Source organism: Allobosea sp. 05T438 (assembly GCF_056396025.1).
This window is the reverse complement of record NZ_JBFTKQ010000001.1, coordinates 599,675-619,096: the sequence shown is the minus strand read 5'-3', so window position 1 is coordinate 619,096 and position 19,422 is coordinate 599,675. Positions and strand designations below refer to the sequence as shown.

Below are 19,422 nucleotides of genomic sequence, written 5' to 3'. Positions count from 1 at the left end.
CCGGTGCGCGTCAGGGGTGATCCGCGAGGCGCAGCTCAGCCTTCGCTCTTCTCGCCCAGGCGCTTCACCGCGCCATGGCCGCGCGCGTCCATGAAGAGATGCACCTTGTTCTGGAAGCCAGCATCGTCATGGGCCGCGAGCAGGGCCGCGTGATCGGCGCAGGCCGTGCAGAGATCCTCGACCCAAGGGTGCTCGGCCTTGCCGAAATCGTTCAGCACATAGCCGTGGACCAGCTCTTTCAGCCCGGGATGTCCGATGCCCATGCGGACGCGGCGGTAGTCGTTGCCGATCGCGGCCGTGGTCGAGCGCAGACCGTTATGGCCGGCATTGCCGCCGCCGAGCTTCACGCGCAGCTTCGCCGGAGCCAGGTCGAGTTCGTCATGGAAGACGATGACGTCCGCAGGCGCGATCTTGAAGAAACGCGCGGCCTCGCCGATCGAGCGGCCCGACTCGTTCATATAGGTCTGCGGCTTGAGCAGGATCACCTTCTCGCCGCCGATCGTGGCTTCGCATGATTCCGCCTGAAAGCGCGCGCGCCAGGGCGACGCGCGATGGAGGCGGGCGATCTCCTCGACGGCCATGAAGCCGATATTGTGCCGGTTGCGGGCATAGCGCGCGCCGGGATTGCCGAGGCCGGCGAAGATCAGCATGGCGAGGACTCCGCAGGCTCATGGATCAGCATCGGATCCATCTGAAAAGTGGATTCCGCTTTTCGGTCCGATGCCAAAGCAAGACGGCCGGGAGGACCCGGCCGTCTCGGTAGACTGGATGCGGCGGAAGCGGCGCCAGGCGGCGCCGCTTCTCAGGCCTTGGCTTCGGCCGGAGCCTCGGCGGCCGCGTCGGCAGCGGGCTCGACCTCGACGGTCGGCGGGGCGATCGTGATGATCGTCGCGTCCGAACCGACGGTCAGCTTGGCGCCGGCCGGCAGCTTGATGGCCTTGGCTTCGACCTGGTCACCGATGTTCAGGCCGGCGACGGAAACCTCGAAGGCTTCCGGAATGCTGTCGGGCTCGACGGTGATTTCGAGGGTGTGCTCGACGATCTGGACCAGACCGCCGCTCTTGACGCCGGGGCTGGCCTCCTGGCCGACGACGTGGATCGGAACCTGGACCGTGACGGTCTGGCCCTTGGCGACGCGCAGGAAGTCGACGTGGATCGGGAAGTCCTTGACCGGGTCGAGCTGGTAGTCGCGCGGAATGACGCGCTGCTTCTTGCCGCCGACGGTGATCTCGAAGATCGTGGTCAGGAAGTGGCCATTGAAAATGAGCTGGCGGGTCTTGTTGGCGTCGAGCGCGATGGCTTCGGGAGCAGCGCCCCCACCATAGATCACGGCAGGCGTCTGGCCCTGGCGGCGAACTGCACGGGCGGCCCCCTTGCCGACCTGTGCGCGCGCCGAAGCCTCGAGTTGCTTCACGGCGGTCATGTGTGTTGTCCTTGACTCGTAAATGACAAGGCCGCCTCGTGGCGGCCATCGGTTTGCGCGTCCAGAGCCTCCAAGGGTGTCAGCGGGACGCGCGGCTGCTCATAGGCGAAAACCGGCGCAATCTCAACCCCGTCGCTTTACGCTGCGTTCGCGATGGCTTCGCGTTCGAGCGCGGTCGCAGAGGTTGCCTGGCCGAAGCGTTGCAGCAGTTCGCGGATGACCAGCGCCGGAACCGGCGGCGAATAGAGATAGCCCTGCCCGAAACGACAACCCATCTCCTCGAGACGCTGAGCCTGCGACTGCGTCTCTATGCCCTCGGCGATGATCTTCATGCCCAGCCGGCGTGTCATCGTCAGCAGCGATTCGACAATCACGGCACTGCGGGCTCCGCTGTCGATGGCGCTGACGAAGGAGCGATCGATCTTGATGATGTCGATGGGAAAATCGAGCAGATGGGTCAGCGAGGCGAAGCCGGTGCCGAAATCGTCCAGCGCAACCAGCATGCCGCAGGCGCGCAGGGCTTCCATCGTTCGCGCGACACCGTCCCTGCGGCCGCCCATGAAGACCTGCTCGGTCACCTCGACGACGAGGTGACGCATCGGCAGGCCGGCCTTGTCGAGCGCCCGGGCGACGCGCTGCGCCAGGTCACCCTTCTGAAAGTCGGCCGAGGTCACATTCAGGCTGGCATGGTGGATATGCAGGCCGGCGCTTTGCCATTCGGCCATGTCGAACGCGACCGAAGCCAGCATCTGCGTGGTGATGCGGTGGGCGATCTTGGGATCCTGCAAGGCTTCCTGAAATTCGCCGGCCGTGACGATGCGTCCGTCGTCCAGCCGCATGCGGGCGAGGGCCTCGACGCCGACGATCTCGGCCGTGTCGAGCCGGATGATCGGTTGGTAGTACGGCACGATCCGCTCGCCTCCGAGCGCCCCGTCGACATCCTTGCGGATTCGGGTGCGGTGCATCATCGCGCTGCGCAGCTTGCGGCGGAAACGCACATAGCGGCCGCGGCGGGTCTCCTTGGCGTGGTACAGCGCGAGATCGGCATTCTGCCGAAGCGTCACGCTGTCCTCTCCGTCCTCGCCTGCGAGGGCGCCGCCGATCGTGACGCTCGGCTGAATGCTGTGCCCGTCATGTTCGAGCGGCGCCGCGGCAATCGCGGCGAGAGCGGCGGAGGCGAGGCTGCGCATTCGAGCGGGACTGTCGCAATCCGGGACCAGGATTGCGAATTCGTCACCGCCGATCCGGCAGGACAGGCAACCGATCAGGGCGGTGTTCAGGCGGTCACCGACGCCCGCGATCAGACTGTCGCCGGCGGCATGCCCGAGCGTATCGTTCACGGTCTTGAGATGATCGATGTCGATCAGCATCAACCCGTAGCGCCGCGAAGCCGCGCTCATCGCGGTGATGGCATCGTTGAACTGGGCCCGATTCGGCAGCCTGGTCAGCGTGTCGAAATAGGCGAGATGGTGATTGCGGGCCCGCACCTCGTCGTGCTCGATCGCGATGGCGCAGAGATGGACGCAGGTCGCGACGATGCGACGCTCGAGCGCTCGCGGTCGGCGGGGCTTGCGGAAATAGAAGGCGAAGGCGCCGACGACGCGGCCGTCCCGTGCCTTGATCGGCGTCGACCAGCAGGCTCTGAGGCCGAGCGGCAGGACGAGCTGCGTATAGGGCGCCCAGAGCGGGTCGGTCGCGATGTCGGTCGCCTCGACGGCGGCGGCGCGATGGATGGCGGTGCCACAGGAGCCGGCGCTGGGGCCTGTCGGCGTGCCAGCGAGCGCGGCGACATAGTGATCGGGCAGACTCGGTGAGGCGAGGGGCTGCAGATAACCCTGATCGTCGACGGTCACGACGGAACAGATCACGCCGGGCGAGATCGCCTCAGCCCGTTGGCACAGGCGCTTCATGCACAGGGCGAGGGTTTCCCCGCGTGCAATGTCTTCAAGAATATCGTTCTGCAGGGCCTGCAGGCGGTCCGAGGGCTTGATCACGCTGTTCCCGACAGAGAAGGGCTTGTCGAAGAACGCGAATTCTAACTCAATCGGCTTAAGCGCCGATTGAAGGGCCGATTCAAACTTTATCCGCCTCAGGCGGCGGCGAGGCCCAAGCGCTCGTCGCGGCGGCGCAGCAGATGCATCAGCGGCAGCGCGAACAGCACCATCCAGGCCTTACCGATCACCTGGCCGGCAAGGAAATCCAGGCTGCCGAAGGCGAGGTGCAGGAAGACGATGCTGTCGACGACGAGGCCGACCATGCCGGAGGCGAAGACCGCGGTCAGGAAGCGGCGGCGCTGCAAGGGCGTGTAGATGGCGAAATCGGCGAGCTCCGACAGCAGGAAGGCCGAGACGGAGGCGATCACGATGGCCGCGGGTGCGAGCAGGGCCGAGATCAGGGCGCCGACGGCGATTGCGCCGAGCCCCGCCAGCGTGCCCAGGCGGCGCTGCACGAGGTCGCGCAGCACGAGCGCAAGCCCGACCATCAGGACGCCGCTCGGGGCCATGATCCCCGGCCAGACCGGCACGAGGCAGGGGCCGTTCGGCACGCAGACGGTGCCGGCATTGCCGATGAGCCAGTTGGCTGCCGGAATGGTGAGACCGAACAGCACGAGCGCGACGATGCCTTCGAGCCGCCGCTGGTGATCACGAATCATAGGAGGGTCCGCTGTCGTCGGGTGTCACGAGATAGGCCGCGAAGCCTTTTGCGCGCAAATCGCAGGCCGGGCAATGGCCGCAGCCGAAACCCCAGCCATGCCGGGTCGTCCTGTCGCCCAGATAGCAACTATGCGTCTGTTCAAGGACGAGGTCGAGCAGGGCCTGCCCGCCGAGTTGCCGCGCCAGCGCGAAGGTTTGCGCCTTGTCGCGCCACATCAGCGGCGTGTGCAGCACGAGCCGGCGATCGAGCCCCAGGCCGAGCGCGACCTGCATCGCCTTGATCGTATCGTCCCGGCAATCGGGATAGCCGGAATAATCGGTCTCGCAGACGCCGAGGACGATATGCTTCAGGCCGCGCCGATAGGCCAGCGCCGCAGCGAAGGTCAGGAAAATCAGGTTGCGGCCCGGCACGAAGGTGGTCGGCAGGCCGGTTTCGGCGAAGCTGATCTCGGTCTCGCGCGTCAGCGCGGTTTCGGAAATCGCGCCGAGCGCTTTCAGATCGACGACATGGTCGGGGCCGAGCCGCGCGGCATAGCGGGAGGAGAGCGCCGGCAGCTTCTCGCGGATGGCGAGGCGGCACTCCATCTCGACGAGATGGCGCTGCCCGTAGTCGAAGCCGATCGTCTCGACCGCGTCGAAACGATCGAAGGCCCAGGCCAATGCGGTGGTGGAGTCCTGGCCGCCGGAAAACAGGACGAGCGCGCCGGAACTCAAGTGACCATCCTCAGTCGAACAGGCTCGACACGCTGGTCTCGCTCGCCGTGCGCTCGATCGCCTCGCCCATGAGTCCGGCGATGGAGATGACGCGGATGTTGCGCGCGACCTTCACCGCCTCGGTCGGCATGATCGAGTCGGTGATGACCAGCTCTTTGAGCTTGGAGGAAGCGATGCGGGCGACCGCGCCGCCCGAGAGCACGCCATGGGTGATGTAGGCGAAGACCTCCTTGGCGCCCTGCTCGAGCAGGGCCTCGGCGGCGTTCACCAGCGTGCCGCCCGAGTCGACGATGTCGTCGATCAGGATGCAGGAGCGGCCCTCGACCGAGCCGATGATGTTCATGACTTCCGATTCGCCCGGCCGGTCACGGCGCTTGTCGACGATGGCGAGCGGTGCGTCGATGCGCTTGGCGAGCGCGCGGGCGCGGACCACGCCGCCGACGTCCGGCGAGACGACCATGGCGTTCTTCCACTCCAGCCGGTCCTTGATGTCGCGCGCCATGAGCGGGGCGCCGAACAGGTTGTCGGTCGGGATGTCGAAGAAGCCCTGGATCTGGCCGGCGTGGAGGTCGAGCGTCAGCACGCGGTCGACGCCGGCATGGGCGATGAGGTTGGCGACCAGCTTGGCCGAGATCGGGGTGCGGCCTGAGGCACGCCGATCCTGCCTTGCATAGCCGAAATAGGGGATCACCGCCGTGATGCGGCGCGCCGAGGAGCGGCGCAGCGCATCGGTGATGATCAGCAGCTCCATCAGGTGGTCGTTGGTGGGGAATGAGGTGGACTGGATGACGAAGACATCCTGCCCGCGCACATTCTCCTGGATCTCGACGAAGACCTCCATGTCGGCAAAGCGCCGCACCGTGGCCTTGGCGAGGGGAATGCTGAGATGGCTGCAGATGGCTTCTGCAAGCGGCCGGTTGGAGTTGCCGGCGACGACTTTGAAATGAGAGGGCATGCCGTGGCGCACCGTTGGACAAGGCGGGGCACGAGCCGGCTAGGCCGGCTCAATTCGAACGGCTCTTAACAGTGCGATGACATGGAGTCGACCGCTGCGCTGCAATATCGCTGCTCAAAAAGCGCTCGCGGCGCCGGCGTGACCCGGAATCCACTGACGTAGCGTCGCCCAAGGGGCTGAGCGACCGTGTTCAGCTCTTCTTCTTGTCGGTGGTTGCGGCGACCTTGGTTCCGGGCTTCGCCTTGTCGGCCTTCTTGTCCTTGTCGCCGCCAAGAGTCTCGACAGCCGGGGTGGTGACGAGGAAGCTCGCGATCGCATCCATCGAATCGGAGGCGGCCTTGGCGACGATCGTCCGGTCGATGCCGGCCCAGGGATCGGAACCGCTGCTGCGCTTGCCGATGCTCTCGCCCTGAACACGCTGGGCGCGCTGCTTGGTCGAGTCGTACACATCCCAGACGAAGGCGAGCGACGTCTGGCCGTCCTCCGTCGGTTGGGCGGTGAGATAGCCCTTGACGCGGAAGCGCGCCGGCTTGTTGCCGGGTACAATCTCCATCTTGCGCTCGGCCGCGGCCTCGCCGAGCAGTCCGGCGAAGCTGGTGGTGACGTCTTCCGGCGCTCCGGAGATGCTCTGGACCGAGACCGGAACGCCCGGTGCATCGACGCGCGGACGCGACGCGGTCTGGCTGGTTTCCTGGCATCCGGCGAGCGCCAGCGCAAAAACCGGCCCCAGAACGAGGCCGCTCAAACGGTTGATCATGACGCCTCCCGCCCTTTGGGCTGTGGACTGCTTCGAGATTCCCTGTGCGCCTTTTCTAGGCTCAACGGAGGACGAGGTCCAGATCAGGTAAATTCAGCGCCTCGGCGCGCTCAGTGCCCACCAAATAGGTGCGGCCCAGGCACATGGCGGTCTCGCTGTCGGAATCCATCAGAATCATGTGGGCGAACATCACCATGCCCGGAACGATCGCCCAGTCATTGGCCTCGTAGAACATCGGCCAGTCCATCCAGGAAGGAGTGAATTTGGCGCCCAGCGAATAGCCGCAGGCATTGAGCCGGTGCTGTGCGAGACCGTGCTCGTCGAAGACGCGGGCGTGCGCCGCGAAGACATCTCCGGCGGTGCTGCCGGGCTTCAGTGCGGCCTCGCAGGCGAGCAGCGCGTCGCGGGCGGCAGCATGATAGGGGCCGTGCAGCGGGCGGGGGTCGCCGACCACGACCGTACGCATGGCGGCGACATGGTAGTGCCGATCGACGCCGGCGAATTCGAGCGTGATCTGGTCGTTGGCGCCGAGCCTGCGCCGGCCGGACTTGTAGCGGCAGAGCAGGGCGTCTCTGTCCGAGCCGATGATGAATTCGTTGGCCGGATAGTCGCCGCCGCCCGCGAAGATCGCATTGTGCTGGGCGGCGAGGATCTCGCCCTCGTCGGCACCGGCCCGGATCGCGTCGAGCGCCGCCCGATCGGCCGCATCCGCGAGCGTCGCGGCGCGGCGGACATAGACGATCTCCTCGGCCGATTTCACGGCGCGCAGCCGCGTGACGATCGTCGAGGCATCGACGAGCTCGGCCTGGCCGGTAAAGGCGGCGTCCAGCTTGCGGTAGTTCGAGGCGACGAGACCATAGGACTCGAACTCGACGCCGATGTGCTTGCCGGACAGGCCGAGATCGCGCGCGAGCGCCAGGAGGTCGCTGGCCGGATTGGCGTCGCGGCCGTCCTTCCAGATGCGGATGTCGGTGAGGTTGGAGGTGAGCTGCGCCTGCCGGAGGTCTGCCGAGCGGGTCAGCAGCGCCATGGTGCCGTCGGCCCTGACGACGAGACACTGGAAGAAGCAGAAACCGAAGGTGTCATACCCGGTCAGCCAGAACATCGATTCCTGCTGGAACAGAAGGAGTGCGTCGAGACGCGCGGCCTGCATGGAGGCAAGGAGGGATTCGCGGCGGCGGGCAAATTCGGCGGGGGTAAAATGCAGGGCCATGATGCGTCTCCTCAAGCCAGGCGGGCATCTGATCGTGGCCATGGCCGGCGAGCAAGCCGGACCTCCGGTGGCGATTGCGGCTCCGGTCCGCGCTGCCTATAGGCTTTGGCAAGAGAGTTTCGCCCCGATGGGAGAGAGCCATGGTGAACCCCGGCAACCGCATCCTCGACGACATCGCCCGCCTTGCCACCGATGCGGCCGGAGCTGCGCAGGGGGTGCGCCGTGAGGTCGAGACCGTCGTGAAGACCCAGATCGAGCGCCTGCTGCGCGATCTCGACGTCGTCACCCGCGAGGAATTCGAGGCGGTGCGCGAGATGGCGCTGATCGCCCGCGAGGAGAACGACAAGCTCGCGGCGCGCCTCGCCGTGCTCGAGGAGAAGCTCGGCAAGGCCTGACCGACAAGTCCTGACGGGTCCGCTCGAACGACGGTCGTCACGTCGTTGCGTCATGTCCACAGCCATGTGTTGTGGACAGCATCCCAGGGGGATTGAGCCCGCCGGCCGAATCCGCGGAGCTTCACGCTGTGTTGGGAGCGTCACAGCGCCTGCGCTATCGTCGGTGGAAAGAATTGATTCGTCGGGCGGATTCGCCTCTGGCCGACGGATGGGCCGCTCTCCCGGGAGCGTCCCGGAGGTGTGTTGCGTTCCTTCGGCTTTCCAGTCGCCGTGTTCCTCTTCTCGAACGCGCCGGGGCACCTGCCCCGGAAGGTGGATCCTAGGGCATGATGGACCTCGATATGGATGCCGAGCTGGATCGGCCTTCCAACCCGCTCGACCTGTTCGAGCGCCTCGCCGCCCTCAACGGCTGGAACTTCGACCGCGACAGCGAGGACGAGCTTTCGGTCGCCGTGACCGGTGGATGGTCGGAGTATCACGTCGCGATCACCTGGCTCGCGGAGGTCGAGGCGCTGCATATCGCCTGCGCCTTTGACCTCAAGGTGCCGGAGCGCCGGCGCGGCGAGGTGCTGCAGCTGGTGAGCCTAGTCAACGAGCAGCTCTGGCTCGGTCATTTTGACCTTTGGAGCACCGAGAGCGTGGTGATGTACCGCCATGCGCTCCTGCTCTCCGGTGGCGCCGAGCCGACCGACGAGCAAGCGGCCGCACTGGTCAAGACGGCCGTCGAAGCCTGCGAGCGCTATTACCAGGCCTTCCAGTTCGTGGTTTGGGCCGGGAAGACGGCCAAGGAAGGCATGGAGGGAGCCATCCTGGAGACGGTCGGCGAAGCCTGAGCAGCCGCATTGCCGTCACGGCCGGGCTTGACCCGGCCATCTCTTGCAGGCTCTGGTCCTGAGATGCCCCGGGCAAAGCCCGGGCATGACGCCCTGGTCCCAAGCGACGAGAACCGCCATGTCGAATTCCCTTCCGCAATCGCTCGTCCTGATCGGCGCGGGCAAGATGGGCGGAGCGATGCTGGAAGGCTGGCTGCGCATCGGCATGGACCCCGCGGGCATCAGCATCATCGATCCCAAGCCTTCGGACGAGATGGTCGAACTCGCCGGTGAGAAGGGGATGCGGCTCAACCCTTCCGCCAAGGAAATTCCGGCAGCCGATGTCGTCGTCCTCGCGACCAAGCCGCAGCTGCTGGACACCGCCGCTCCGGCCGTCCAGGCTTTCATCCATCCCCGGACGCTGCTGATCTCGATCCTCGCCGGCAAGACGCTGGGCGACCTCGCGGCGCGCCTGCCGAGCGCGGCCGCGATCATTCGCGCCATGCCCAACCTGCCAGCCTCGGTTCAGCGCGGCGTGACCGCGGCCGCGCCCGGCAAGGGCGTGAGCGCCGCGCAGCGCGCCACTGCTGACGCGCTGCTCGGCAGCATCGGCAAGGTCGAGTGGCTCGGCGATGAGGGGCTGATCGACGCCGTCACCGCCGTCTCCGGTTCCGGCCCGGCCTATGTCTTCCATCTGGTCGAGTGCCTGGCTGCGGCCGGGGCTGCGGCGGGGCTGCCCGCCGATGTGGCGGAGCGGCTGGCGCGGGCGACGGTCGAAGGGGCGGGCGAGCTGCTGTTCCAGTCGCCGCTGCCGCCGGGAACGCTGCGCCAGAACGTGACCTCGCCGGGTGGCACGACGGCAGCCGCGCTCGAAGTGCTGATGGCGGACGATGGCCTGAAGCCGCTGATGAACAAGGCGGTGGCTGCTGCGAAACGTCGCGCCGGCGAGCTTTCGGGCTGATCGGCCTTCCACCCGCCACGATAGCGGCCTAACCTCCTTTCGACGCGAAGCGAGAGGAGCTGTCCCCATGGTCCGCAAACCCGTTTCCACTCCGCCGACAGGCGCCGAGCCCACGCCCGGGGCCAAGGCGGTCGAGCCGCGCAAGCGCGCCGTCGATGCGCTGATGAGGCTCGCCGCGGAGCGGCCGTGGGATCAGATCGAGCTGCCGGATATCGCCAGCGAGGCCGAGTTGACTCTGGCGCAGCTGCGCGGGCTCTTCCCCTCCAAGCTCGCGATGCTGGGCGGGGTGACGCGCCTCGTCGACGACGCGGTTCTGGCCGGCACGTCGGAGGATCTGGCGGGGGAGCCCGCCAAGGAGCGCATGTTCGATCTGGTGATGCGCCGGCTCGATGCGATGGCGCCGTACAAGGCGGGCCTGCGCAAGATCGTGCCGGTCATCCGACGCGATCCGCTGGCGCTGGCGGCCCTCAACCGCGGTGCGGTCAATTCCTGGCGCTACATGCTTGCTTCCGCCGGCATCCCGACCGAGGATGCGCTCGGACATTTGCGCGTGCAGGGCGCGGTGCTGCTGATGGCGCGGGTATCCGAAACCTGGCTCCACGACGACGAGCCTGAGCTGTCGAAGACCATGGCGCGGCTCGATCGCGAACTGAAGCTCGCCAGCTGCATCATGGCCCGGGCGGAGGACGTGCATCGCCTGACGGCGCCCTTCAGAGGCTTGGCGCGGGCGATCTGTTCCGGCCGGCCGTTGAAGGCGCGCCGGCGCGAACGCGCCCCGGAGCGCGGCGAGGACAACGAGGACTACGCGCCGGCGATCTGAGCCGGGGCGCCGCTGCCTCGCAGCGACGCAAATGTGGCCGAAATGGGTCGATGTTAAGCGCGTTTTAGTCAATTTGCGCGAGGTGGAAGGTCCCTCCCGCGCAGGAAACGCGTATGTCTTTCTTCAAGAAGCTTGCGACCCTGTCGATCAGCCGCTCATTCGCCCTGATCGCAGCCCTGGCCGTGCTGATCGCCGTCGGCAGTGTCGGCTACACGTTGAATGCCGCCCGCAACGAAATGATCGCGCTGAAGCGCGGTGAGATGAAGAATCTCGTCGAGGCCGCGGCGACGACGGTGAAAGGCTACCTGGCGCGGGTCGAGGCCGGCGAGCTCAAGGAAGACGACGCCAAGAAGATGGCCATGGCGGCCCTCGGCAATGCGCGCTTCGACGATGGAAACTACTACTTCCTCGTCAACTACGACGGAATCAGCGTCCTGCATGCCAACAAGAAGATCCAGTCGACGGACATGAAGCCGCTCAAGGACGCGGACGGCAAGTTCTTCGTCCAGGACATGATCGCGTTGGTGAAGGCGAAAGGCGAAGGCTTCCTGGACTATGGCTGGCTCAAGGCCGGCGACAAGGAGCCTTCCCTCAAGATCTCCTATGTCGTCGGTGTTCCGAAATGGCAGTGGGTGGTTGGTTCCGGCCTGCATGTGGAGGATGTCGATGCCGTTTTCACGAGCATGCTTACGGGTGTCGCCAAGGTGCTCGTGCCGCTCGGTCTTCTCATGCTCGGCCTGGTCCTCGTGCTGAGCCGCCGCGCCAACGGCATGCTGCATTCGCTGAAGGACTCGATGGACGGCCTCGTCTCGGGGCATCTCGACACTGCGATCGAGCATCAGGAGCGCTCTGATGAGGTTGGTTCGATGGCGCGTTCCCTCGTCGTCTTCCGCGATGCGGCCCGCGCCAAGGAGGCGATGGAGGCCGACAAGCTGCGCGCCGAGGAGGAAGCAGCCGACCACCGCAGCGCCGCGGATGGCGAACGGCGCCGCAACGAGACCGAGCGCGCCGACCACGCGCGCGTTCAGGCCGGCGTGGTGCAGGCTCTGGGCACCGGGTTGGAGCGGCTCTCCGGCGGCGACCTGACCTACCGGATCGATGCGGCCTTCAGCGCCGAGTACGTCAAGCTCAAGGACGACTTCAACGCCGCCATAGCCAAGCTGCAGGATGCGATGCGCCAGATCGCGACCAATACCGAGAGCATGAAGGCGGGCTCGACAGAGATCAGCCAGGCCGCCGACGACCTCGCCGGCCGCACCGAGCAGCAGGCCTCCTCGGTCGAGGAGACCGCGACCGCGCTCGACGAACTCACGGCCACGGTGCGCCAGACCGCCGAGAGCGCACGCCTTGCCAACCACGCGACCGAACAGGTCAAGACCGAGGCAGAACAGTCGACCAGCATCGTGCGCGATGCGGTGACGGCGATGGGCGGCATCGAGAAGTCGGCGCAGGAAATCTCGCAGATCGTCGGCGTGATCGACGAGATCGCCTTCCAGACCAACCTGCTCGCCCTCAACGCCTCGGTCGAGGCGGCGCGCGCCGGCGATGCCGGCAAGGGCTTCGCGGTCGTTGCCTCCGAGGTGCGGGCGCTGGCGCAGCGCTCGGCTTCCGCCGCCAAGGAGATCAAGACGCTGATCGACGCTTCGGCGATCGAGGTCGAGAAGGGCGTCGCGCTCGTCGGCCAGACCGGCGGCGCGCTCCAGCGCATGGCTTCCGAGATCACCCGCGTCACCGGCCTCGTCGCCGAGATCGCGGGTGCCGCGCAGGAGCAGGCCTCGGGCTTGCAGGAGGTCAACTCGGCCGTCGGCGAGATGGATCAGGCGACGCAGCAGAACGCCGCTATGGCCGAGCAGTCCACCGCCGCCGCCCATTCGCTATCGCAGGAGGCCGACCGCCTGTCGGCACTGGTCGCGCGCTTCCAGCTCGGCAGCGACGTCGCTGGGCTCAAGGCGATGGCGCGGACGATGCAGGCGGCCGTCGCTCAGTCGGCTCCCGCACCTGCGCCCCGACCTGCCGTACCGCGGGCCGCCAGCAAGGCCTATAGCGGCAGCGCCGCCGCCGCGCACAAGGCCGATGCGGATGCCCGCGACAAGGGGTGGGAGGAATTTTGAGCACATCTGCTGAACCGGCCGCGCCGATCGGCTTCGACGATTTCCTCAAGGTCGACATCCGTGTCGGCACGATCGTCGAGGCCGAGCCCTATCCCGAGGCGCGCAAGCCCTCGATCAAGCTCGTCATCGATTTCGGCGGCACCATCGGCCGTAAGAAATCCTCGGCGCAGATCGCCAGGCACTACCGGCCCGAGGACCTCCCGGGCCGGCAGGTGCTCGCGGTGGTCAACTTTCCGCCGCGCCAGATCGGCAAGTTCATGTCGGAGGTGCTGACCCTCGGTATCCCCGATGCCGAGGGCGAGGTCGTGCTGATCGGGCCGGGCCACGGCGTTCCAAACGGCGGAAGGCTGTACTAGCCGACGACGGTCAAGCGGCGGCCGCCCACAGACCGGTCTGCAACGTGGTCGGCGCGAACTCCGGCGCCGACCAGCGCAAGGCCAGCGCATGGGGGCGCCGCCAGCCACGGGTGACGTGGAGGCGCCACAGGCGCTGCGAGCCTTCCAGCCCCGCAAGCTCCGGCCCGTCCCAGACGATCTCGGCCACGCCTTGCAATTGCAGTGTCGTGCCGGTCTCGAAATCGACGAGGAGCAGGGCAGCGCGCGGCTGCTCCAGCAGGTTTCCGAGTGTGTTGAAGTAGTTGTTGCCGGCGAAATCCGGGATGGTCACCGTATCGCCGTCGATCCGCACGAAGCCGGGCCGGCCGCCGCGATGGGAGATGTCGACGCCTCCCAGCGGTGTTTCGAGAGCCGCAGCACTGGCGACGAATAGCGTATCAGCATTGGCGATCAACGCCCGGGCTGCGGCGTCGAGACCGGACAAGCCGGTGGGTCGTTCGCCGAGGTCGCTGCCGTCCTGAGCCCGACTGCGCGCCTGGATATATTTGGCGCAATTGCCGAAGCTTTGGGTGACCGAAACCGTGAAGCCATCGGAGCCGACCGCTTCGATCCGGCCATTGGCGCGGTTGCGGCGGCGGGTCTCGAATTCCAGCCCGAGCAGGCCGATGGGGACGCCCGGCCGAAAGCCTTCGAACGCGGGATCGCCAGGGGACGGCGAGGCTGCGATCGACAAGCGAGTGGGATCCGGGCTGGTCACGAAGCCGGGCTCGCCCGTCAACGCTGTCGCCAGCGGCCAGCCGTTCTGATCGCACACGCCGGCGAAGAGCCAGGGCAATTGCCCAAAGAAGACGCGGTGCTGATCTGGCATGAAGCCGCGTATGCCCGCACCGCGCGTGAAGACGCCGGCCCGGGCCTGCGCCGCGAGTTCGCCGGAATGGAAGGGACCGTCAGGCTGCATCGTCGTCGCGCTCCACAGGCAAGGGGGAGGGCGGAATCGGCTTGAAGAAGGGCAGGACCTCGATGCGGGCAAGCCAGCGGCGCACGGCCGGGTAGGGCGCGAGCGAGATGCCCCCCTCCGGCGCGTGAGCGACGTAAGAGCAGCAGGCCAGATCGGCGATGGTCGGGTGAAGAGCCGCTAGGTAGTCGCGCTCGGCCAGATGCTCTTCCATGAAGGCCAGGAGCCGTGCTGCGATACGCTTGGCGCGCGCCTTGTCGTCGTTGAGGCCGAACTGCGTGATCAGCCGCGCAACGGAAGGGCCATGCATGACCTCGCCGGCCGAGATCGAGAGCCAGCGCTGCACATGGGCTGCACCGACGGCATCAACGGGCAGCCAGGCGCTGTCCGGGGCGTAGCGCCTGGCAAGGTAGACCATGATCGCGTTGCTGTCGGCGAGCGTCAGATCGCCATCCTGCAGGACGGGAATCTGGCCGAGCGGATTGAGCTTGCGAAAGGCCGGGCTCTGCCGGACCTCGGCGGGCGCCGGCGCGAACCGATAGGCCAGCCCGAGGGCACGCAGCAGCAGCTCGACGCGGTGGGCGTGGCCCGAAAGAGGCGTGCCGTGAAGGACGATCTCGGTCGATGGCATGGCGATGCTCCTGCTCGTCGGCAGCATGATCATCGTTTCGATAATCCGGCGAAATCTGCTATCTTTCAAAATCAGAATTTCAATCTTCGGAACAGTGACGTGGATCGGATCGAGGAGCTCGCGATCTTCGTGGCGATCGTCGATGCCGGCAGCCTTGCCGGAGCTGCGCGACGCCTGCGCAAGTCGCGCCCGGCGGTGACGCGCGCACTCGCGGCGCTGGAAGAGCGCGTCGGCTCGCAACTGATCGCACGCACGACCCGGCGGTTGACGCCGAACGATGCTGGCAGGGAGCTTGCGACGTCAGCCCGGCGGCTTCTGGCCGATTACGATGCGGCGCTGGGCGTCGCTGCGGCCGAGCCGGTCAGCGGGTTGTTGCGGATCACCGCGCCGCTCGCTTTCGGCCGGCGGCATGTCACGCCTCTGGTGTCCGAGTTCCTTGATCTCTATCCGCAGGTGCAGGTCGAGCTCGTGCTGGCCGACCGGAATCTCGACCTGATCGAGGAGGATCTGCAACTCGCGGTGCGGATCGGGCCGCTGCCGAATTCGGGCCTGCTGATGCGCAAGGTCGGGGAGGTCCGGCGCATCCTCGTCGCAGCGCCGTCCTACCTCGCCCGTTCTCCGCTGTTGCGCCGTCCGGCCGATATCGCGGCCCATGAGACGATTGCGAGTGTTGCCGCCAACCAGACCCTGAACTGGCGTTTCGGCGGGCCGCGCCGCGGCAGTGGGGTCGTGCTGACGCCGCGGCTCATTGTCAACGAGGTGGAATCGGTGCTGATCGCAGCGCGCGCCGGACGGGGGCTGGCGCGGGTGCTCTCCTATCAGGCGGCGGACGACCTCGCTGCGGGAACGCTGTTGCGTCTGCTTCCGGAGTTCGAGCCGCCGCCGTTGCCGGTACAACTGGTGATGCCGGGCGGGCGCCAGCCGGCGCCGCGTTTGCGCGCCTTCATCGACCATGCCGTCACGCGCTTGCCGCAGCTCGCGCCGATCGGCGGAGATTCCTAGCGCAGCGAGCCGGCAAAGCCGGATATGGCGGAGACGACCTGCCCCTCGCGACCGATGAAGCCGTGATGGGCGCGGGCTTGGCACGGATTCCCGGTCGAGGAGCCGCCGTCGATCCAGAGCAGCCGCGCCTTGCCGCCGGTCCATTGCTGAAAGGCGGCAGCCGATTCCGGCAGCGTCACGCGGCAGGTGTCCTGTCGGTGATGGATGATAAGCGTCGGCGGCAGGCGGGACGGGTCGCCAATCATGCCGCGTGCCTCGTCCAGCATCGAGGAAGCGAAGACGATGCCGTCGGGCCTCGCCGGCAGAGTGCCGGCGACCTTGAGAGCACCGCGGCTCATCGCCACGACGATGACGCGCGGTGCGATCCCGCGCATGTACTCCACGGCCTTTGCCGGGTCGGCGTTGGCATCGAGCGTGATGCTGGCGATGCCGCTGCCCAGATAGGCGTCGCGGGTCCGGACGATCCAGTTGGCGCTGCGCTCGACGCTCCCGTCGGAGCCGATGCCGATATAGCCGTCGCCGCCGGTCAACAGGACCAGCCCGGCACGAGGCTTTCCCGTGGGCTTGTTGAGGAGCGCGCGGCCGCCGCCAAAGAGACCTCCGCCGAGATCGACAACCTCTTCGCAGCGCGCCGCTGTCGCCGAAAGGAGAAGGGAGGTTGCAAGGAATGCTGCAGCGATCCGGAACGTCCGCATGACCGGCCCCAATGAGTTTCGCGAATACCTATGGTTACGGGTCGGTCGGCGTCGAGCGGATTTTTTGGTCAGACCGGCAGGCGCACCGTCGCGCGCAGGCCACCGAGCGGCGAGTCGCCTAGCATGATGTCGCCGCCATGGGCGCGGGCGATGTCGCGCGCGATCGCAAGGCCAAGGCCCGTGCCGCCGCCGTCGACATTGCGGGCTTCGTCGAGGCGGAAGAAGGGGCGGAAGACCTCCTCGCGCTGGTCGGGAGGGATGCCCGGCCCGTCATCGTCGACCATCACGATCAAATAGCGCGCATCGTGCGTGGCGCGGATGGCGATGCGGTCTCCATAGCGGGCGGCGTTGGAGACGAGGTTGGTCAGGAGGCGCCGGAAGGCGTCCGGGCGAATGACGACCAGCGGGTCGCCGACGACCTCAAGCTCGGTCTGGTGGCCCTGACGCTCGGCATCCGACTTCAGCTCTTCCAGCAGGGAGCGGATATCGGTCTCGACCGGCACCTCGCCGGCATCGCCGCGCGCGAAGGCGAGATAGTCCTCGAGCATCCGGCTCATCTCGTCCACATCCTTCTCGAGCGCCTCGATTTCCGAAGAGCGCTCCATCAGGGCAAGCGAGAGGCGGAAGCGCGTGAGGATGGTGCGCAGGTCGTGGCTGACGCCGTTCAGCATCGTCGTGCGCTCGCCGATCGAGCGCTCGACGCGCCGCTTCATCTCGATGAAGGCGTTGCCCGCGCGGCGGACTTCGCGCGCGCCGCGCGGGCGGAAATCGGCGTCGCGGCCCTTGCCGAAGGCCTCCGCCGCATCCGCGAGCTTGAGGATGGGGCGGATCTGGTTGCGCAGGAACAGCACCGCGATGGTGAGCAGTATGAGAGAGGTGCCGATCATCCAGAGCAGGAAGATGTGGCTGTTGGAGGCATAGGCCGCATTGCGCCGGGTCAGGATGCGCATCACGTCCTTGCCGAGCTTGATGCGGATCTCGATCAGGCTGGAGCGGCCGACCGTGTCGAGCCAGAAGGGGCGGGCAACCTGCTGGCTGAGCTCGGTCGAAAGCGCGTTGTCGAGCAGCGAGAAGAAGGGGCGCGGGCCCGGCGCCGGCAGGTCGGAATCGGGTATGATATCGACGTCCATGCCGAGCCGCTCGGCGGCGATGCGCGAGAGCGTCGTGGTGTCGGCATCCTGCGGATAACTCTCATAGACATCGATCAGCATGGCGATATCTGCGGAGACCGCGGAGGACAGGCGCTGCGTCACGAGCTGCCAGTGCCGCTCCATGAAGACGTAGGCGATCACCGATTGCAGCAGCACCACCGGCGCGATGACGATGACGAGCGCGCGGGGATAGAGCCCCTTGGGCATGTAGCGCGCGATGATCTGGAGCGGGCGGCCGATGCTCCTGAGCGCCGGGCGCAGGAACCTGCCGATATGGCCGCAGACCATTTCGAGCCAGGCGAGGACAGGTCGCAGCATGGCCGCGGCCGAGCGAAGCGCCGATTGACCTTTCCCGCCGTGGTGAAGCGAAGTCACGTCCTGTCCGTCACCAGCCTGTAGCCGACGCCGCGCACGGTCTGAAGATAGAGCGGATCGGCCGGATCACGCTCGATCTTACGGCGCAGCCGGTTCATCTGCACGTCGACCGTGCGGTCGTTCGCCGCCGAGCCCTGCGCTGCCAGCTCCTCGCGCGGGACGACCTCGCCGGCGCGCTCGGCGAGCGCCGTCAGGATCTCGCGCTCGCGCTCGGTCAGCCGGATCGTCTCTTCGCCCTTGCGCAGCTCGCCGCGAGCCAGCCCGTAGATGAAGGGGCCGAAGCGGACGAAATCGGGGCGCGTGCCGGATTGGGCGGCTTCGACGACGACGGTTCGCTTCAGGATGTTGCCGAGGCGAAGCAGCAGCTCCCGCGGCTCGAAGGGCTTGGCGAGGTAGTCGTCGACACCGATCTCGAGACCGTTGATCCGGTCCTTGCCATCGGCGCGGGCGGTCAGCATCAGGATCGGCACGGCGGAGCCGCCGCGGAAACGGCGGGCGAAGTCGAAACCGTTCTCGCCAGGCATCATCACATCGAGCACGATCGCGTCGAAGACGAGGTTGCCGAGCCGCGTGTCGGCCTCCGCCGCATTGGCCGCGGTGGTGACGCGGTAGCCATTATCGCCGAGGAAGCGGGCGAGCAGATCGCGCAGGCGGCGGTCGTCGTCGACGACGAGGACATGCGGCGCCTCGTCGGGCAGCGGCTTGCGGGCCGGCTTCGCTAAGGTCTCGCTGGCGATCATGCTTGCGCCTTCCTCCTGCTTCCGGGCCGGGAGCGATCACGGTGCCCGGCTGCCATAGCATAATGCGCGAGACGGGTCGCTTGTCAGGGCTTCATCAGCAGGCGCTCGACCTTCGGCCGCTCCGACGGATCGATCAGGGCGGAAAGGTACCGCGCGGCGATTGCCGCTGCTTCGGGGCCGACGCCCTCGAGCGCCCGGTTGATGCGCTTGGCCTGGAGCCGGACCAGGCGAAGCGCCAGGTCCTGCCCGGCGGCGGTGGTGTGGAGATGGCGCTGGCGCTTGTCCTGCCGGCCGGTGCGCTGCTCGATATAGCCCTTCTCGACCAGCTCCTTGAGGACGCGGTTCAGGCTCTGCTTGGTGATCTGCAGGATGTCCAGCAACTCGGCGATGGTCAGGCCGGGGCAGCGCTGGACGAAATGGAGGACGCGGTGATGCGCCCGGCCGAAGCCGTAATCCGCCAGTATCCTGTCGGGGTCTCCGACGAAATCGCGATAGGCGAAGAAAAGCAGCTCGATCAGGTCGTGCGGAACGGCCTCGGACGAGGGCTTGAGGGGGGCGTCGTCAGGGCGAGGTTCGGACAAGGTCAAAAGCACGCTTCCAAAAATTTGGGTCAGCCTTATTGACATATCTCAGACGGAAGATTACCGGTCAAGGGCGCTGAGCGAACGATTATTTCAAAGCGGATCGTCGCGGCGCAGCTTTAGACCCATGCTTGCGTTCCCA

The 19,422-nt window shown here is 67.0% G+C and carries 21 protein-coding genes; 7 read left to right on the top strand and 14 right to left on the bottom strand.

Annotated features, from left to right (window positions below; translation table 11 throughout):
• Window positions 1–35: 35 nt before the first annotated feature.
• The 8 genes from pth to AC1DIN_RS03025 all read right to left on the bottom strand — a co-directional run bounded on the left by pth (window position 36) and on the right by AC1DIN_RS03025 (window position 7,716).
• Entirely contained in the window at window positions 36–650 is a 615-nt protein-coding gene (pth, locus tag AC1DIN_RS03060; protein ID WP_476808623.1) for an aminoacyl-tRNA hydrolase, read from the bottom strand.
• Between the two features lie 152 nt (window positions 651–802).
• Complete coding sequence (locus AC1DIN_RS03055; RefSeq protein ID WP_441469890.1) at window positions 803–1,423, bottom strand: 50S ribosomal protein L25/general stress protein Ctc; 621 nt, start codon at window positions 1,421–1,423, stop codon at window positions 803–805.
• 137 nt (window positions 1,424–1,560) lie between these two features.
• Window positions 1,561–3,417, bottom strand: coding sequence for a putative bifunctional diguanylate cyclase/phosphodiesterase (locus AC1DIN_RS03050; RefSeq protein ID WP_476808622.1), 1,857 nt, complete (start codon window positions 3,415–3,417; stop codon window positions 1,561–1,563).
• A gap of 95 nt (window positions 3,418–3,512) precedes the next feature.
• Window positions 3,513–4,076 (bottom strand): VUT family protein, encoded by a 564-nt coding sequence (locus AC1DIN_RS03045; protein ID WP_441469888.1) that lies wholly within the window; start codon window positions 4,074–4,076, stop codon window positions 3,513–3,515.
• Window positions 4,066–4,791 carry a 7-cyano-7-deazaguanine synthase QueC gene (queC, locus tag AC1DIN_RS03040; protein ID WP_476808621.1) on the bottom strand — a complete coding sequence of 242 codons (726 nt, stop codon included), beginning with the start codon at window positions 4,789–4,791 and terminating at the stop codon, window positions 4,066–4,068. The genes AC1DIN_RS03045 and queC overlap by 11 nt, the downstream gene beginning before the upstream one ends.
• A 10-nt stretch (window positions 4,792–4,801) precedes the next feature.
• Window positions 4,802–5,746 (bottom strand): ribose-phosphate pyrophosphokinase, encoded by a 945-nt coding sequence (locus tag AC1DIN_RS03035; RefSeq protein WP_441469886.1) that lies wholly within the window; start codon window positions 5,744–5,746, stop codon window positions 4,802–4,804.
• A gap of 190 nt (window positions 5,747–5,936) precedes the next feature.
• Window positions 5,937–6,503, bottom strand: coding sequence for a hypothetical protein (locus tag AC1DIN_RS03030; RefSeq protein WP_476808620.1), 567 nt, complete (start codon window positions 6,501–6,503; stop codon window positions 5,937–5,939).
• 61 nt (window positions 6,504–6,564) lie between these two features.
• Entirely contained in the window at window positions 6,565–7,716 is a 1,152-nt protein-coding gene (locus AC1DIN_RS03025) for a M24 family metallopeptidase (protein WP_476808619.1), read from the bottom strand.
• Between the two features lie 140 nt (window positions 7,717–7,856).
• On the opposite strand from AC1DIN_RS03025, the gene AC1DIN_RS03020 reads away from it, so the two are divergent.
• From AC1DIN_RS03020 to AC1DIN_RS02995, 6 genes are all read left to right on the top strand, one after another.
• Window positions 7,857–8,111 (top strand): accessory factor UbiK family protein, encoded by a 255-nt coding sequence (locus AC1DIN_RS03020; RefSeq protein WP_476808618.1) that lies wholly within the window; start codon window positions 7,857–7,859, stop codon window positions 8,109–8,111.
• A 326-nt stretch (window positions 8,112–8,437) separates the two neighbouring features.
• Window positions 8,438–8,944, top strand: coding sequence for a type III secretion system chaperone family protein (locus AC1DIN_RS03015; protein WP_441469882.1), 507 nt, complete (start codon window positions 8,438–8,440; stop codon window positions 8,942–8,944).
• 118 nt (window positions 8,945–9,062) lie between these two features.
• Entirely contained in the window at window positions 9,063–9,884 is an 822-nt protein-coding gene (gene proC / locus AC1DIN_RS03010; protein ID WP_476808617.1) for a pyrroline-5-carboxylate reductase, read from the top strand.
• Window positions 9,885–9,951: 67 nt separating this feature from the next.
• Entirely contained in the window at window positions 9,952–10,704 is a 753-nt protein-coding gene (locus AC1DIN_RS03005; RefSeq protein WP_476808616.1) for a TetR/AcrR family transcriptional regulator, read from the top strand.
• A gap of 113 nt (window positions 10,705–10,817) precedes the next feature.
• Window positions 10,818–12,815 (top strand): methyl-accepting chemotaxis protein, encoded by a 1,998-nt coding sequence (locus AC1DIN_RS03000; RefSeq protein ID WP_476808615.1) that lies wholly within the window; start codon window positions 10,818–10,820, stop codon window positions 12,813–12,815.
• Window positions 12,812–13,171 carry a tRNA-binding protein gene (locus AC1DIN_RS02995; protein ID WP_476808614.1) on the top strand — a complete coding sequence of 120 codons (360 nt, stop codon included), beginning with the start codon at window positions 12,812–12,814 and terminating at the stop codon, window positions 13,169–13,171. The genes AC1DIN_RS03000 and AC1DIN_RS02995 overlap by 4 nt, the downstream gene beginning before the upstream one ends.
• A gap of 10 nt (window positions 13,172–13,181) precedes the next feature.
• Here the strand turns inward: AC1DIN_RS02995 and AC1DIN_RS02990 are convergent, their stop codons facing one another.
• Window positions 13,182–14,108 carry a pyridoxamine 5'-phosphate oxidase family protein gene (locus AC1DIN_RS02990; RefSeq protein ID WP_476808613.1) on the bottom strand — a complete coding sequence of 309 codons (927 nt, stop codon included), beginning with the start codon at window positions 14,106–14,108 and terminating at the stop codon, window positions 13,182–13,184.
• A complete protein-coding gene (locus AC1DIN_RS02985) occupies window positions 14,098–14,736 on the bottom strand; it encodes a glutathione S-transferase family protein (protein ID WP_476808612.1) in 639 nt (212 codons plus the stop codon). Before AC1DIN_RS02985 ends, AC1DIN_RS02990 begins: the two co-directional genes overlap by 11 nt.
• 99 nt (window positions 14,737–14,835) lie before the next feature.
• Between AC1DIN_RS02985 and AC1DIN_RS02980 the strand changes: the two genes are divergently transcribed.
• Complete coding sequence (locus AC1DIN_RS02980) at window positions 14,836–15,738, top strand: LysR family transcriptional regulator (protein ID WP_476808611.1); 903 nt, start codon at window positions 14,836–14,838, stop codon at window positions 15,736–15,738.
• On the opposite strand, the gene AC1DIN_RS02975 is transcribed toward AC1DIN_RS02980, so the two are convergent.
• The 4 genes from AC1DIN_RS02975 to AC1DIN_RS02960 form a co-directional block, all read right to left on the bottom strand.
• Window positions 15,735–16,433 (bottom strand): alpha/beta fold hydrolase, encoded by a 699-nt coding sequence (locus AC1DIN_RS02975; RefSeq protein WP_476808610.1) that lies wholly within the window; start codon window positions 16,431–16,433, stop codon window positions 15,735–15,737. The two genes, AC1DIN_RS02980 and AC1DIN_RS02975, sit on opposite strands and share 4 nt — an antisense overlap.
• A 68-nt stretch (window positions 16,434–16,501) precedes the next feature.
• Entirely contained in the window at window positions 16,502–17,902 is a 1,401-nt protein-coding gene (locus tag AC1DIN_RS02970) for an ATP-binding protein (protein WP_476808609.1), read from the bottom strand.
• Window positions 17,903–17,955: 53 nt separating this feature from the next.
• Complete coding sequence (locus tag AC1DIN_RS02965) at window positions 17,956–18,699, bottom strand: response regulator (protein ID WP_441469872.1); 744 nt, start codon at window positions 18,697–18,699, stop codon at window positions 17,956–17,958.
• A gap of 83 nt (window positions 18,700–18,782) precedes the next feature.
• A complete protein-coding gene (locus tag AC1DIN_RS02960; protein WP_441469871.1) occupies window positions 18,783–19,325 on the bottom strand; it encodes a MarR family winged helix-turn-helix transcriptional regulator in 543 nt (180 codons plus the stop codon).
• Window positions 19,326–19,422: the final 97 nt, after the last annotated feature.